15 protein-coding genes are annotated in these 14943 nt (G+C 67.8%); 7 read left to right on the top strand and 8 right to left on the bottom strand.

Annotated elements, in window-relative coordinates:
• The first annotated feature begins 92 nt into the window (after window positions 1-92).
• Entirely contained in the window at window positions 93-974 is an 882-nt protein-coding gene (locus tag QTH86_RS14610; RefSeq protein WP_286646947.1) for a LysR family transcriptional regulator, read from the top strand.
• A gap of 30 nt (window positions 975-1004) precedes the next feature.
• Here the strand turns inward: QTH86_RS14610 and QTH86_RS14605 are convergent, their stop codons facing one another.
• From QTH86_RS14605 to QTH86_RS14575, 7 genes are all read right to left on the bottom strand, one after another.
• Window positions 1005-2249 (bottom strand): phenylacetate--CoA ligase family protein, encoded by a 1245-nt coding sequence (locus tag QTH86_RS14605; protein WP_286646946.1) that lies wholly within the window; start codon window positions 2247-2249, stop codon window positions 1005-1007.
• Window positions 2246-3058 (bottom strand): ABC transporter ATP-binding protein, encoded by an 813-nt coding sequence (locus QTH86_RS14600; RefSeq protein ID WP_286646945.1) that lies wholly within the window; start codon window positions 3056-3058, stop codon window positions 2246-2248. Before QTH86_RS14600 ends, QTH86_RS14605 begins: the two co-directional genes overlap by 4 nt.
• Before the next feature lie 84 nt (window positions 3059-3142).
• Window positions 3143-4459, bottom strand: coding sequence for an ABC transporter substrate-binding protein (locus tag QTH86_RS14595; protein ID WP_286646944.1), 1317 nt, complete (start codon window positions 4457-4459; stop codon window positions 3143-3145).
• 43 nt (window positions 4460-4502) lie between these two features.
• Entirely contained in the window at window positions 4503-5567 is a 1065-nt protein-coding gene (locus QTH86_RS14590; protein ID WP_286646943.1) for a branched-chain amino acid ABC transporter permease, read from the bottom strand.
• Between the two features lie 12 nt (window positions 5568-5579).
• Window positions 5580-6509 carry a branched-chain amino acid ABC transporter permease gene (locus tag QTH86_RS14585; RefSeq protein ID WP_286646942.1) on the bottom strand — a complete coding sequence of 310 codons (930 nt, stop codon included), beginning with the start codon at window positions 6507-6509 and terminating at the stop codon, window positions 5580-5582.
• A gap of 2 nt (window positions 6510-6511) precedes the next feature.
• Window positions 6512-7309, bottom strand: coding sequence for an ABC transporter ATP-binding protein (locus QTH86_RS14580; RefSeq protein WP_286646941.1), 798 nt, complete (start codon window positions 7307-7309; stop codon window positions 6512-6514).
• On the bottom strand, window positions 7306-9285 hold the full coding sequence (locus tag QTH86_RS14575; RefSeq protein WP_286646940.1) for an AMP-dependent synthetase/ligase: 1980 nt from the start codon (window positions 9283-9285) through the stop codon (window positions 7306-7308). Before QTH86_RS14575 ends, QTH86_RS14580 begins: the two co-directional genes overlap by 4 nt.
• A gap of 85 nt (window positions 9286-9370) precedes the next feature.
• Here QTH86_RS14575 and QTH86_RS14570 point away from each other — a divergent pair, with 85 nt between their 5' ends.
• The 6 genes from QTH86_RS14570 to QTH86_RS14545 all read left to right on the top strand — a co-directional run bounded on the left by QTH86_RS14570 (window position 9371) and on the right by QTH86_RS14545 (window position 14199).
• Window positions 9371-10138, top strand: a complete 768-nt coding sequence (locus QTH86_RS14570; protein WP_286646939.1) for a Crp/Fnr family transcriptional regulator — start codon at window positions 9371-9373, stop codon at window positions 10136-10138.
• Window positions 10135-10899 (top strand): SDR family NAD(P)-dependent oxidoreductase, encoded by a 765-nt coding sequence (locus tag QTH86_RS14565; protein WP_286646938.1) that lies wholly within the window; start codon window positions 10135-10137, stop codon window positions 10897-10899. Before QTH86_RS14570 ends, QTH86_RS14565 begins: the two co-directional genes overlap by 4 nt.
• Before the next feature lie 9 nt (window positions 10900-10908).
• Window positions 10909-11166, top strand: a complete 258-nt coding sequence (locus QTH86_RS14560) for a hypothetical protein (protein WP_286646937.1) — start codon at window positions 10909-10911, stop codon at window positions 11164-11166.
• Between the two features lie 202 nt (window positions 11167-11368).
• Window positions 11369-12145, top strand: a complete 777-nt coding sequence (locus QTH86_RS14555; RefSeq protein WP_286646936.1) for a MipA/OmpV family protein — start codon at window positions 11369-11371, stop codon at window positions 12143-12145.
• A gap of 19 nt (window positions 12146-12164) precedes the next feature.
• The gene (locus QTH86_RS14550; RefSeq protein WP_286646935.1) at window positions 12165-12851 is read left to right on the top strand and encodes a response regulator transcription factor; all 687 of its coding nucleotides are present in this window, start codon (window positions 12165-12167) and stop codon (window positions 12849-12851) included.
• Window positions 12820-14199: an ATP-binding protein gene (locus tag QTH86_RS14545; RefSeq protein WP_286646934.1), complete on the top strand. Its 1380-nt coding sequence runs from the start codon at window positions 12820-12822 to the stop codon at window positions 14197-14199. Before QTH86_RS14550 ends, QTH86_RS14545 begins: the two co-directional genes overlap by 32 nt.
• Before the next feature lie 264 nt (window positions 14200-14463).
• Here QTH86_RS14545 and QTH86_RS14540 read toward each other — a convergent pair whose 3' ends face one another.
• Complete coding sequence (locus QTH86_RS14540) at window positions 14464-14883, bottom strand: hypothetical protein (protein WP_286646933.1); 420 nt, start codon at window positions 14881-14883, stop codon at window positions 14464-14466.
• Window positions 14884-14943 lie beyond the last annotated feature (60 nt).

The raw sequence follows: 14943 nt of genomic DNA, 5'->3' as shown, positions 1-14943 counted from the left end.
GCCCCATGAGAAAGAGAAGGGCGAATGCTAGGCAGGGCATCACCGTGCGTAAATTCCCAGAAAATGCACTCCATGCTGGAGAAAATGCACAGATGTTCGATTGGGAAGACTTGAGGCATTTCCTCGCGGTCGGCCGCGTGGGCACGCTGTCGGGCGCGGCACGCGAATTGAAGGTCGACCACGCGACCATCAGTCGCCGATTGGCCTCCTTGGAGCGCGACTTGCAGGTGCGCCTCGTGGAGCGGCTGCCGCGCGCCTGCCGCCTGACCGACGTGGGGTCGCACGTGTTCACGCTGGCGCAGGCCTTGCAGGACGATGCCTTCGCCATCGAGCGAGCGGTCCGCGCCAGCCAGTCGCCACTCGCCGGCAAGGTATCTCTCAGCGTGCCGCCGGTCTTGGTGGCCAGCTTCCTGGCGCAGCATCTGACCGAGTTCCGCCGGCGGTTTCCTGCCATCCAGTTGTCCGTGGCCGGCCAGGCGCAGCAGGTGTCACTGAGTCGGCGCGAGGCGGACATTGCCGTTCGACTGGTGCGTCCCACGGAAGCGGGCAGCGTCGTGCGGAAGTTGGGAACCATGGCGTTCGCTCTGTACGCGAGTCGCAGCTACGAAGCGCTCACGCATCCGGAGCGCTGGGAGTTCGTCGCCTACGACGCGCGATTCGAAGACATGCCACAGCAAAAGTGGCTTCGCAGCCTGGCAGGCAAGCGGGCCATTGCCTGCGAACTCAGTGACATCAACAGTCACCACGCGGCAGTCCGTGCGGGCGCAGGCGTGGGCGGGCTTCCCTGCTTCCTGGGCGATGCCGACGAGACATTGCTGCGCGTCGCCGATGAGGAGCCATCGTTTGCCAGAGACATCTGGCTGGTGGTCCATCGCGACCTGAAGAGCACGGGACCGGTGCGCGCAGCGATGGATTTTCTCGTCGAGGTGATGAAGCGAAACGCCGCATTCAACGGCGCCTCGGTGCGCCGCTGACCGGGTGACGTGTGGTGCAGCGCCCCGCGCCTACTTGTAGCTGCGCGCGTCCTCGATCACCTTGCCGTCGTTCGGCAGCGCGCCCGGTGCCACGCGCACGATGGTGCAGCGCAGCTTGGTGGCCTCGCGCATGGCTTCGGCGATGCGGGGCTCGAGGGTTTCGTCGGCCGGCGTCTCGACATGGAGCGTCATGCGGTCGTCAGCCATCTCGCCCTCGACCACCAGGCGGGCGCGCAGCACGGCGGGGAAGCGCTTGATCACCGCCGCGACCTGGCCGGGGTGCACGAACATGCCGCGTACCTTCGTCGTCTGGTCGGCGCGGCCGAGCCAGCCCCGGATGCGGGTGTTGGTGCGGCCGGTCGGGCAGGGGCCGGGCAGCACGGCGGAGAGGTCACCGGTGCCGAAGCGCACCAGCGGGTAGTCGCGGTTGAAGGTGGTGACGACGACTTCGCCCACCTCGCCGTCGGGCACCGGGTCGCCGGTGCCGGGGCGCACGATCTCCAGCAGCACCCCTTCGTCGAGCACCAGGCCTTCGTGTGCGCTGGTCTCGTAGGCGATGAGGCCCAGGTCCGCAGTGGCATAGCACTGCATGCCGACGACGCCGCGCTCGGCCAGCCAGTCGCGCAGGCTCGGCGGAAAGGCCTCGCCGGTGAGCAGCGCCTTGGTGAGGCTGGGCAGCGCCATGTTCAGCGTCGCCGCCTTCTCCAGCAGGATGCGCAGGAAGCTGGGCGTGCCGACGTAGCCGTCGGGCCGCAGTTCGGCCATGGCTTCGAGCTGCTGCTCGGTCTGGCCGGTGCCACCGGGGAACACGGTGCAGCCCAGGGCATGGGCGCCGTTCTCCAGGATCGCGCCGGCGGGCGTCATGTGGTAGCTGAAGCTGTTGTGCAGCAGGTCGCCGGCGCGGAAGCCGGCGGCATGCAGCGCGCGCGCGGTGCGCCAGTAGTCGCGCGATGCACCTTCCGGTTCGTAGATGGTGCCGGGGCTGGCGAACACGCGCAGCATCGCCGGGCCGCGCACCGTGGCGCTGAAGCCGCCGAAGGGATCGCTCGCGCGTTGCCGCTTCTGGCGCTCCAGCAGCTCCGACTTGCGCGTGACCGGCAGGCGCGCCAGCGCTTCGCGGGTGGTGACGGCGGCGCAGTCGATGCCAGCCAGGATCTCCGCGAAGGCCGGCGCTGCCGTCTGCGCATGCACCAATTGCTTCGGCAACGTGGCGAGCAGATCGGCCTCGCGCTCGGCCGGGTCGCGCACCTCGAGCTTGTCGTAGAAGTCGCTCATGCCAACCACCGTTTCCTGCGCTTGTAGCTCTTCACGTCGCGGAAGCTCTTGCGGTCGGCGCCGCCGACACCCAGGTAGAACTCCTTGACGTCCTCGTTCTCGCGCAGGCCCTTCGCCTCGCCGTCCATCACGACGCGGCCGTTCTCCAGGATGTAGCCGTAGTCGGCGAAGCGCAGCGCCATGTTGGTGTTCTGCTCGGCCAGCAGGAAGGTCACGCGCTCTTTTTCGTTCAGGTCCTTCACGATGGCGAAGACCTCCTCGACGATCTGCGGTGCCAGGCCCATCGACGGCTCGTCGAGCAGCACCATCGTCGGGTTGGCCATCAGTGCGCGGCCGATGGCGCACATCTGCTGCTCGCCGCCGGACGTGTAGGCCGCCTGCGAGGTGCGCCGCGTCTTCAGCCGGGGGAAATAGGCATAGACCTTCTCCAGCGTCTGGGCCACCGCGGCCTTGCCGTCGGTGCGCGTGTAGGCGCCGGTCAGCAGGTTGTCCTCGATGGAGAGGTGCGCGAAGCAGTGGCGCCCTTCCATCACCTGCACCAGGCCGCGCTGCACCAGCGCCGAGGGCGTGAGCGCCTCGATGCGCTCGCCGCGCAGCTCGATCGTGCCCTTGGTCACCGCGCCGCGTTCGCCGGCGAGCAGATTGCTCACGGCGCGCAGCGTGGTCGTCTTGCCCGCGCCGTTGCCGCCGAGCAGCGCCACGATGCCGCCTTCGGGCACCGTGAGCGAGACGCCCTTGAGCACCAGGATCACGTGGTTGTAGATGACCTCGATGCCGTTGACGTTGAGAAGGATGTTGGGTTCGCTCATGGTGGTGTCCGAAGCATGCGAAAGGCGCCGACGCTGCGCGCCTTTCACATGCCGGCTCTCGCGAGCCGGCACGGAAGAGGCCGATCAGCAGGTGCGCGGCTTGATGTTCTTGTCCTTGGCGTACTTGGCGGCGTACTCCTTCACCAGCGGGTCGATGAAGCTTTTGTCGGACTGGTACCAATCGGACTTGATCTCCCACTTGCCGCCGTCCCACTGGACGATGCGCGCCCAGTCGTCGCCCATGTGGTTGGCGCACGAGGTCTTCACCGGCCGCATGATCTCGCCGAAGCCCAGGGCCTTGAGCTTGTCGGCCGAGAGGTTCAGGTTCTCGAAGCCCCAACGCACCTGTTCGGGCGTGAGCGACTTGCCCTTGCCGTACTTCTCCTGCGCAGCGCGGATGGCTTCCACCTGCAGCATCGAGATCATCATCCCGCGGGTGTGGGCCAGCGAGCCGATGCTGTCGGCCGGACCGGTGCCCTGGCCCTTGTCGTACACGGCCTTCTTGAGTTCGTCGTGCACCTTGTCCTTGGCCGCACTGTTGTGGATGGTGATGGCGTTGTAGCCCTTGGCACCGGCGCCGATGTCCTTCACGTCGTGGTCGGAGCCGGCCCACCACACCGCATAGATCTTCTCGCGCGGGTAGCCGCTGGCCTGCGCCTCGCGGATGCCGGCAGGCGTCATCACGCCGGCCGACCAGAACAGCACGTAGTCGGGCTTCTGCTGGCGGATCTGCAGCCACACCGACTTCTGCTCCACGCCGGGCGGCGTGACCGGGAACAGCGCCAGCTCGAAGCCCTGCGCCGCGGCGCGCTTCTGCAGCAGTGCGATCGGCTCCTTGCCGTAGGGTGAGTCGTGGTAGACCAGCGCGATCTTCTTGCCCTTGAGGTTGCCTTTCTCCTTCTTGGCGATGTCCTGCATCATCACGTCGGCGGCCGTCCAGTAGGTGCCCAGCAGCGGGAAGTTCCACTCGAACACCGTGCCGTCGGCCGATTGCGAGAGGCCGTAGCCGGTCGTCTCCACCGGGATCTTGTCGACGATGGCCTTGTCGCTCACCGCGAAGGTCACGCCGGTCGACTGCGTGTCGAAGCCCGAGGCGCCCGTGCCCTTGCCCTTCAGGCGTTCGTAGCACTCCACGCCCTTGGCCGCGTCGTAGGCGAATTCGCATTCCTCGAAAGTCAGCTTGACGCCGTTGACACCGCCGTCGCGCGCGTTCACCAGCTTGAGGTAGTCCTGCTTGCCGTCGGCCCATGGGATGCCCAGCGGTGCGAACTGGCCGGTGCGGTAGACCAAGAGCGGCACGAACTGCTCGGCCGGCTGGGCCTGCGCGAGCGTGCCCGCGACGACCATCGAAAGCCCCGCGGCGGCGAGTGCCGCGGTGCGTGCGAGATTCCTGAATTGCATGGCTTGTCTCCTTGTAATGAGCACGGTGTGTGCGGGAACGAAATCAGTGAGGGAAGGGCCACAGCCGCAGCTTCTGCCGCGCGGTCGACCAGAGCCGCGCCAGGCCGTGCGGCTCGACGATCAGGAAGAACACGATCAGCGCGCCGAAGATCATGTGTTCCAGGTGCGACGCCGTCGCCGTCGAGATCGGCAGGCCCAGCCAGTGCGGCACGTAGTTCAGCAGCAGGGGCAGCAGCACGATGAAGGCCGCGCCGAAGAAGCAGCCGGCGATCGACCCCAGCCCGCCGATGATGATCATGAACAGCAGCTGGAACGACTTCTCGATGCCGAAGGCCGCCGGCTCCCAGGCGCCCAGGTGCACGAAGCCCCACAGCGCACCGGCCACGCCGACGATGAAGCTGCTGACCGCGAAGGCCGTGAGCTTGGCGTACACCGGGCGGATGCCGATGACGGCGGCCGCCACGTCCATGTCGCGCATCGCCATCCATTCGCGGCCGATGGCCCCGCGCACCAGGTTCTTCGCCAGCATGCCGAACACCACCACGAAGCACAGGCACAGCAGGTACTTCTGCACCGGCGTGCTGAACTCGTAGCCCAGCATTTCCAGCGAACGCACGCCCACCGAGCCCGAGGGCGAGTCGTTGGTCACCCACTTCACGCGGTTGGTGAACCAGTCGATGAAGAACTGCGCGGCCAGCGTCGCCACCGCCAGGTACAGCCCGCGGATGCGCAGGCTCGGAATGCCGAAGACCACGCCCAGCGCCATCGCCGCCACCCCGCCGCCGAGGATCGACAGCACCAGCGGCATGCCGTCGATGCGCACCTGCAGGTTGTAGGCCGCATAGGCGCCCACCGCCATGAAGGCGCCGGTGCCCAGCGAGATCTGGCCGCAATAGCCCACCAGGATGTTCAGGCCGATGGCCGCCAGCGACAGGATGAGGAAGGGGATGAGCACCGCGCGGAAGGCGTAGTCGCTCACCAGCATCGGCACCGCGACGAAGCAGATCGCCATCAGCGCAAGCATCGCCCAGCGGTCCTGCGCGATCGGGAACAGCGCCAGGTCCGCGCGGTAGCTGCTTTTGAATTGACCGTTTTCTCTGTAGAACATGGTGTGGCTTCTTCAGACGCGGTCGATGATCTTGTCGCCGAACAGGCCCTGCGGCCGGATCAGCAGCACGGCGAGTGCGAGCACGTAGGCGAACCAGTTCTCAATGCCACCACCCACATACGGGCCGAGGTAGATCTCCGACAGCTTCTCGCCCACGCCGATGATCAGCCCGCCCAGGATCGCGCCCGGCACCGAGGTGAGCCCGCCGAGGATCACGACCGGGAAGGCCTTCAGCGCCACCAGCGAAATCGAGTACTGCACGCCCAGCTTGCTGCCCCAGATGATCCCGGCGACCAGTGCCACGAGTCCGCCCACCGACCACACGATGACCCAGATGCGCCCGAGCGGAATGCCGATCGACTGCGCCGCCTGGTGGTCGTCGGCCACCGCCCGCAGCGCGCGGCCGGTGCGCGTCTTCTGGAAGAAGAGGGTGAGCAGCGCGACCAGTGCCGCCGCAGCGACCGCTGCATACAGGTCTTCCTTGTTGAGCAGCAGGCCACCCTCGAAAGCGCTCTCCAGCACCAGCATCGGGTCTTTCGGCATGCCGATGTCGATCTTGTAGGTGGCGCTGCCGAAGATCAGCTGGCCGCCGCCGTCGAGCACGTTGGCGATGCCCAGCGTGGCCATCAGCAGCGTGATGCCTTCCTGGTTGACCAGCCGCCGCAGCGCGAAGCGCTCGACCGCCCAGGCCACCGCCACCATGCACAGCGCGGCGGCGACGAAGCCGAGCACGTTCGCCAGCAGCTTGCTCTCGAAATGGAACCACTGCGGGAACCATTCCGAGAAGCGCGCCATCGCCAGCGCCGCGAACAGCACCATCGCGCCCTGCGCGAAGTTGAAGACGCCGGAGGCCTTGAAGATCAGCACGAAGCCGAGCGCGACCAGCGCGTACAGCATGCCGACCATCAGGCCACCGAACAGGGTCTCAAGAAAAAATCCCATGGTCAATGTTCCACGCCGAGGTACGCCCGGATCACGTCTTCGTTGTTGCGGACTTCGTCCGGGGTGCCGTCGCCGATCTTCTTGCCGTAGTCGAGCACCACCACGCGGTCGGAGATGTCCATCACCACGCCCATGTCGTGCTCGATCAGGACGATGGTCGTGCCGAACTCGTCGTTCACGTCGAGGATGAAGCGGCTCATGTCCTGCTTCTCCTCCACGTTCATGCCGGCCATCGGCTCGTCGAGCAGCAACACTTGCGGCTCCATCGCCAGCGCGCGGCCGAGGTCGACGCGCTTCTGCAGGCCGTAGGGCAGCTGGCCGACCGGCGTCTTGCGAAAGGCCTGGATCTCGAGGAAGTCGATGATGCGTTCGACGAATTCGCGCTGCTGCAGCTCCTCGCGCTCGGCCGAGCCCCAGCCGAAGGGATTGCGGAAGGCTTGTGCCAGCAGGCCGCTCTTCATCTGCAGGTTGCGGCCCGTCATGATGTTGTCGAGCGCGCTCATGCCTTTGAAGAGCGCCAGGTTCTGGAAGGTGCGCGCCACGCCCATCTGCGCGACCTGGCGCGAGTTCATGTGCTTGAAGACCTGCCCGCGGAAGGTGATGGAACCCTGCTGCGGCTGGTACACGCCGTTGATGCAGTTGAGCATCGAGCTCTTGCCCGCGCCGTTGGGGCCGATGATGGCGCGCACCTCGTGCTCGCGCACGTCGAAACTGATGTCCGTCAACGCCTTCACGCCGCCGAAGCTCAGCGAGATGTTCTGGATGTCGAGGATGACATCGCCGGTCTTTCTGTCGCTCATGCCGCCGCCTTCACTGCCGGATAACGCTTCGCATCGACGATCGTCAGCGTCGCGCTGACCGAGCCCGTGCGGCCGTCCTCGAACTTCACCTGCGTCTCGATGAACTGCTCGGCCTTGCCGCCGTACAGCGCATCCACCAGCACCGCGTACTTCTGCGCGACGAAGCCACGCCGCACCTTGCGCGTGCGGGTCATCTCGTCGTCGTCGGGGTCGAGCTCCTTGTGCAGCACCAGGAAGCGCGCGATCTGCGTGTCGGCCATGCCGGTTTCGGCGGCCAGGTCGGCGTTCACCTTCTGCACGCAGTCGGCGATCAGCGTCAGCACCTCCGGCTTGCCCGCCAGGTCGACGTAGCCACCGTAGGCCAGGCCGCGCCGCTCGGCCCAGTTGCCGACCGCTTCGTAGTCGATGTTGATGAAGGCGCAGACCTGGTCGCGTGCGTCGCCGAAGCACACGGCCTCCTTGATCTGCGGGAAGAACTTCAGCTTGTTCTCGATGTAGTTGGGCGCGAACATCGCGCCGCCGTGCATGCGGCCCACGTCCTTCGCGCGGTCGATGATGCGCAGGTGGCCCTCGCTGTCGAGCACGCCGGCGTCGCCGGTGTGGAAGTAGCCGTCGGCATCGAGCACTTCGGCCGTGGCGTCGGGGCGCTTGTAGTACTCCTTGAGCACCGACACGCCGCGCACCAGCACCTCGCCGTTGTCGGCGATGCGCAGTTCCATGCCCGGCGCCGCGGTGCCCACTGTCTGCAGCTTGACCTTGCCGTCCTGCTGCAGGCAGACGTAGGCACAGGTCTCGGTCTGGCCGTAGAACTGCTTGAGGTTGACGCCGATCGAGCGGTAGAAGCGGAACAGGTCCGGCCCGATGGCCGCGCCCGCGGTGTAGGCCACGCGGATGCGGCTCATGCCCAGCACGTTGCGCAGCGGCCCGTACACCAGCAGGTCGCCCAGCGCGTACTTGAAGCGGTCGAAGGCGCTCACCGGCGCGCCGTTGAGGATGTCGGCGCCCACGCGCTGGGCCAGCGCCATGCACTTGGCATAGAGCCAGCGCTTGGGCGCGGCGGCGTCTTCCATGCGGATCGACACGGCCGTCAGCAGGCCTTCGAAGGTGCGCGGCGGGCCGAAGTAGTAGCTCGGGCCGATCTCGCGCATGTCGTTCATCACCGTCGCCGCCGACTCGGGGCAGTTGAGCGTGAAGCCACCGACCAACCACTGCGCCACCGAGAACAGGTGGTCGCCCACCCACGCCATCGGCAGGTAGCTCATGATGTTGTCGCCCGGCCCGAGCTTGTCGGTGACCACGCCGCCGTGGCCCGCGGCGATGAAGCTCGCATGCGTCTGGCACACGCCCTTGGGCCGGCCGGTGGTGCCCGAGGTGTAGAGGATCACCCCGACGTCGCTGCTGACGCCGCTGGCCACGGCCGCGTCGTAGAAGCCACGGTTCAGGGCCTCGAAGGCGCGCCCGCGTTCGCGCAGCTGCTCGAAGCTCATCAGCCCCGGCTGCGTGTAGTGGCGCAGGCCGCGCGGGTCGTCGTAGATGATGTGGCGGATGGCGTGGGCCTGGCCCTGCGCCAGCTGCAGCTCGCGGCACTCGAGCAGCTTGTCGACCTGCTCCTGGTCTTCGGCGATCACGAATTCGATCGATGCATCGTTCAGCATGAAGACCATCTCGGCCGCGACCGCATCCTGGTAGAGCGGCACCGGCACGCCGCGCAGGCTCTGCGCCGCGACGACGGCCATGTACAGGTGCGGCCGGTTGGCGCCGACGATGGCCAGGTTGTCGAAAGGCTTGAAGCCCAGGCTCGCCAGGCCGCAGGCCATCTCGCGCACGGCCTGTGCCGTGTCGGCCCAGCTCCAGGTCTGCCAGATGCCGAGGTCTTTTTCGCGCACCGCGGGCGCGTCGGGCTGCTGCGCCGCGTGGGCGAGCAGCAGGCGAGGGAAGGTGTCGGCGGCGGGGGGGACCGGTGTGCGAGTGTTCACGATGGGCGGACTGTAGGCCTCGCTTTGACGCCAAGTTGTCGTTCCAACGACAATCCTAGGGTCACCACTCCCCCGGACTTTCCCGATGGTTCATGCCGATCGCGGTCGCAACGCCATCCGTGACCGCGCCCGCGCCGCGCGGCCGGACGAACTGCGCAACATTCCCTGGCTCGACGCCCTGAGCGCCACCGAGCGCCGCCGCACCGAGGTCGCCCTGGTGGTCGGCGAAGCGGAGCCAGGCGACCTGGTGTGCCGCATCGGCGGCTCGCCGACCTACTGGTTCGGCGTGGTCGAAGGCCTGCTCAAGATGAGCAACGACAACGCCGACGGCACCTCGATGACCTACAGCGGCCTGCCGCCCGGCGGCTGGTTCGGCGAAGGCACGGCGATGAAGCGCGAGCCCTATCGCTACAACATCCAGGCGTTGCGCCGCAGCGTGGTGGCCGGCCTGCCGATCGACGACTTCCACTGGCTGCTCGACCATTCCATCGGCTTCAACCGCTTCGTCATGAACCAGCTCAACGAGCGGTTGGGCCAGTTCATCGCCGCGCGCGAGGCCGACCGGCAGAACAACCCCGACGTGCGCGTGGCGCGCAACCTCGCGGCGCTGTTCAACCCGGTGCTGTTCCCGGGCGTGGGCGAGCTGCTGCGCATCACGCAGCAGGAGCTGGCCTACCTGATCGGTCTGTCGCGCCAGCGCGTGAACGAGGCGCTGCGCACGCTCGAAGCACAGGGCATGATCCAGGTCGAGTACGGCGGCCTGCGCGTGCTCGACCTCGCGGCCCTGCGCAGCAGCGCGCTCGCACCCAATTCCATCTCTCCCACCTCTCTTCCTCAGGACAAGAAGCAATGAGCGCAACACATCTCACCCTCCTCACCGGCGCCTCCCGCGGCATGGGCCGCGCCATGGCCGAGCAGCTGCTCGACGCCGGCCACACGCTCGTGTGCATCTCGCGCAAGACCGACGATGCGCTGGCCGCCAAGGCCAAGCAGAGCGGAGCCACGCTGCTGCAGTGGTCCTTCGACCTGGCCGCACCCGAAGCCGCCGCCGAGCGCGTCGGCGCCTGGCTCAAGGAACAAGACGCACAGACCTTCGACAGCGTCACCCTCATCAACAACGCCGGCACCGTCGGCCGCCTGGGCCCGCTCGAGAAGGCCGAGGCCACCGACCTGGTGCAGTCGCTGCGAATCGGCCTCGAAGCGCCGCTGCTGCTCACGGCGGCGTTCCTGCGCGCCACGGCCGACTGGCGCGGCGTGCGCAAGGTGCTCAACATCTCCTCGGGCCTCGGCCGCAACTCGATGGCCAGCCAGGCCCCGTACTGCGCCGCCAAGGCCGGCATGGACCACTTCTCGCGCGCGGTCGCGCTGGAAGAGGCGCTGCGCCCCAACGGCGCGAAGATCGTCTCGCTCGCCCCCGGCGTGATCGACACCGACATGCAGATCGCCATGCGCGGCACCGATGCGGCGCTGTTCCCAGACCGCGGCCGCTTCGAGAAGCTCAAGGCCGACGGCCTGCTCGATTCGCCCGCCACGGCGGCCGGCAAGGTGCTGGCCTACCTCGCCCGCGCGGACTTCGGCGCCAAGCCGACCGCCGACGTGCGCGACCCCGCCTGAGCGCACGCCATGGCCACCGCCCAAGCCATCACCACGGGGGAGTACAAGCTCTTTCCCAACCCGCGCAACCTGCACCGGGTGGTGTTCGCACACCAGGTGTTCGTGCCCTACCCGTACATGTTCATCGAGATGGAGAGCTACTACCTGAAGGGCCGCTACAGCCTGTTCGCGGCGCATCGGCTGGCCGACAACAAGGCCGGCCAGCTCGCCACCTTCGAGGACGCGGCCGACGAGGCCAAGTTCAAGGCGAAGTTCGTGCCGGACTGACAGGCGGCGGCCGGTAAGTCGGGGGTAAGACGGCCCGCCCGAGCATGCCGGTTTGCGTTCCGGAGCCTTGCATGTTCGCGTTGATGTGGTGTGCCCTTCGTCCCCCCATGCGCCCTCCCGGCGCGACCGGAAAGCCCGGTAAGACGTCAGTAAGTCCACAGCCGCGACCATGCGGCCCTCTGTCATTTTCCCTGGATCTTCCATGCCTTTGCCCTCCCTGCGCCGCTGTGCGCCCCTCGCCTTGTCGCTGTGCACCCTCTCTGTGTCTTTCGCAGCCGCTGCCCAGGAATGGAAACCCGGAACCCCCGGTGTCTGGGGGCTCGGCATCGGCGCCGGCGTCGAGCGCCTGCCCTACACCGGCATCGACAACAACAAGCGGCTGCTGCCGCTCTTGACCTACGACAGCGAGTACTTCCGCCTCTCGGGCCTGACCGCCGACTGGAAATTCGCCAGGACCGAGCAGTTCACCTTCGCGCTGCGCGGCAAGTACGCGCTCGCCGACGGCTACAAGGCCGACGACGCGCCCATCCTCTACGGCATGGACGAGCGCAAGGCCGGCTTCTGGGTCGGCGGCGCCGCCACCTGGAACGCCGACTTCGCCAAGTTGTCGCTCGAGGTGCTGGGCGACGTGTCGGGCAACAGCAAGGGCACCCAGGCCCGGCTGGGCATCGAGCGCAGCTTCACGGCCGGCCGCTTCGTCTTCACGCCGCGCGCGTCGCTGCTGTGGGCCGACAAGAAGTACGTCAACTACTACTACGGCGTGACCGGCGCCGAAGCCACGGCGTCGCGCGCTGCGTACGACGGCAAGTCGACGGTCAATTTCCAGGCCGGCCTGCGCACGGCCTACGTGCTCGACGCGCACCAGTCGGTCTTCCTCGACCTCAGTGCCACGGCGCTGGGCAAGGAGATCAAGGACAGCCCGCTGGTCGACAAGAAGACTGTTCCGGCCGTCGCCATCGGCTATCTTTACCGCTTCTGAACCCGCGAGAATCCCGCCGATGAACCGTGTGGCCCTGGTCGAGGACCATGCGCGCCTGGGCGAACTGATCGCCCGCGCCCTGGCGGCCTCGGGCATCGAGGTCGACACCTTCGGCCGCGCCGACGCGGCCGCCGCGGCGCTGCTGGCCGGCGGCTATGCCGTGGCGGTGGTCGACCGCGGCCTGCCCGACGGCGACGGGCTCGACCTGGTCAAGCGCCTTCGGCAGGGCGGGCACCGGATGCCCTGCCTGATGCTCACCGCGCGCGATGCGCTGCACGACCGCGTGGCCGGGCTCGAGGCCGGTGCCGACGACTACCTGCCCAAGCCTTTTGCGATGGAAGAACTGGTCGCGCGCGTGCGTGCGCTGATGCGCCGCCCCGCGGCGCTGCGCAGCCTGGCGCCGGCCTATGCCGACCTGCAGGTGAGGCCTGAGGCGGCCTGCATGGCCTGTGGCGACGAAACGATCTCGCTGGCACCGGCCGAACTCCAGATCATGCTGAGCCTGGTGCGCGCCGCCGGCCTGATCGTGCGCCGCAGCGTCATCGAGAACGCGGCCTGGGGTCTGAGCGAAGCGGTCACGCCCAACGCGCTGGATGTCGCGCTGCACCGCCTGCGCAAGAAACTGCTGGCCATCGGCAGCGCGCTGCAGATCGTCAATGTCCGGGGACACGGCTATGCGCTTCGCACCGCTTCGGTGGCCCCGTAGCCTCACGGTCCAGCTGCTGACCATCTCGGTCGGCTCGCTGCTGCTCGTGATGGCGGTGATCGGGGCGGGGGTTGCCGTGGTGATGTCGCTGCCGGCCGCTTCGCTGGCGCGCGACGATCTCACGAGCCACGTGGAGCGGCTGGAAAAAGGCATGGTCTTCGACGCGGCAGGCCGCCTGGTGGCGGTCGAGCTTCCGGAGAAGATCGTCCACATGTACGACGGACTGGCCAAGGACGTGGCCTACCGCGTGATGGATGCGCAGGGCGCCACCCTGCTTACGTCGCCCGCCGGCCCCGCGTTGACGGCGCTGCAGCGCGAGCCCCTCGATGCGGCGGCGCACTACAGCAGCGCGACGATCGACCGCGTCAAGCTGCGCCTCTTGACGACCACCGTGCGGCAGCACGGCCAGACCTACATCGTCCAGGTCGCGCGCAGCGAACGGATGGTCTCGCTGTTGGTGACCAACGGCGGAAAGATCGCCCTCATGGCCGGTGTGGGCGCGATGGTGCTGGGCGTGTTCTTCTTCTGCCTGCTCGTGCTGTGGACGTCGCGCCGCATCCTGCGGCCGCTGCGGGACGCTTCCGCCGTGGCCGCTGGCATCGCACCGCGCAACCTCACGGCGCGGCTCGACGCGCAGCGCCTGCCCAGCGAACTGACGCCGCTCATCGACGCCTTCAACAGCGCGCTGGAAAGGCTCGAGAAGGGCTACCGGGTGCAGCAGGAATTTCTCGCGTCGGCCGCGCACGAGCTGAAGACGCCGCTGGCGCTGATCCGTGCCGAGATCGAGATCGCTGCGCAGCCGGGCCGCGAGCACCTGCTCAAGGACGTCGACCTGATGGCGCGGCAGGTGCACCAGCTGCTGCACCTGGCCGAGGTCAGTGAAACCCGCAACTACGCGTTCGAGGCCTGCGATGCCTCGACCGTCGTGGCCGACGCCGTGTCGTACCTGGCACGCCTGGGCGAACGGCACGGCGTGCGCGTCGACCACCTGCCGCCGCCCGCGCCCGTGCCGCTCCAGGCCGATGGCAGCGCGCTGTTCATCCTCGTCAAGAACCTGGTCGAGAACGCGATCCAGCACACGGCGCCCGGTGACGCCGTGACGGTGCGCCTGGACGCGACCGGCCTGCGCGTGCGCAACCCGGGTCCGCGCATCGCCGAGGACGACAAGCCCAAACTCTTCACCCGTTTCTGGCGTGGCCCGGGCAGCACCCATGAAGGTGCCGGCCTGGGCCTGGCCATCTGCGAGGAGATCGCGATGGCGCATGGGTGGCGGCTGAGCGCGGGCGATGTGGTGCACCCGCCCGGCACGGCGTTCCGCGTCGACTTTGCGCTGCCCGGTCCGGGCTAGGGCCTGCTAACGCTATTTCCGGAGATTGCGTTGCCCGACCCAGGGGCTGGATGCAAGGCGCCCGGGCGCAGCAAGGCTGAAGCCTTGCAAGCGCGGGCAACGCCGTAGACGGCCCCTGGGCCGGGCAACCCGAAGGGAAGGCATGCCCAGGCCGGCCACTCGGCGTTGCGCTCCTTGCATGTGCCAACGCACATGCGGCGTCGCGCGCCTTGATTGGTCGGCCTGGGCATGCCTTCGCAACTCCGAAAATAGCGTTAACAGGCCCTAGAGACCCAGCCGCGTCAGGGCCCAGGCCACGGCAGCGAGCTGCGCCACGTTGAGCACCATCCCGGCGATGTGAAGCCGGCGAAACTGGAGGATCGCGGTGTCGGTGGCCGGGGCTGTCCCGCGCAGGGCGTCCATGCGCGGGATGATGAGCCAGCGGCGCAGCGAGAACGCCAGCGCCGCGATGCAGGCCATGCCCAGCGCGAAGATCGGTCTGCCGGTCCAGGCATAGCTGAGTGCGGCCGCGCTCGCGGTCGGCATCATGGCCAGGTAGTAGACGTTGAACAGGCCTCGGATGAAGCGCGCGTCCAGCGGGGTGTCGTGCTTGAGCACCAGCAGGGGCAGCGAGCCCATCATGAAGAACCCCATCCAGACGAGCAGGACGACGGTCGCCATGAGCGCCATGACCGTGGGAAGCATCTGAACCCTCCGCAGTCGCGAAGCCGCGAAGCATATCGCTCGCCGAGCGAGCTGTCTCGG

It is taken from the genome of Variovorax sp. J2L1-78, from assembly GCF_030317205.1.
Taxonomy (GTDB): Bacteria; Pseudomonadota; Gammaproteobacteria; order Burkholderiales; family Burkholderiaceae_C; genus Variovorax; species Variovorax arabinosiphilus.
The sequence above is the reverse complement of the archived record's forward strand: the minus strand, read 5'-3'. Positions and strand labels throughout refer to the sequence as shown.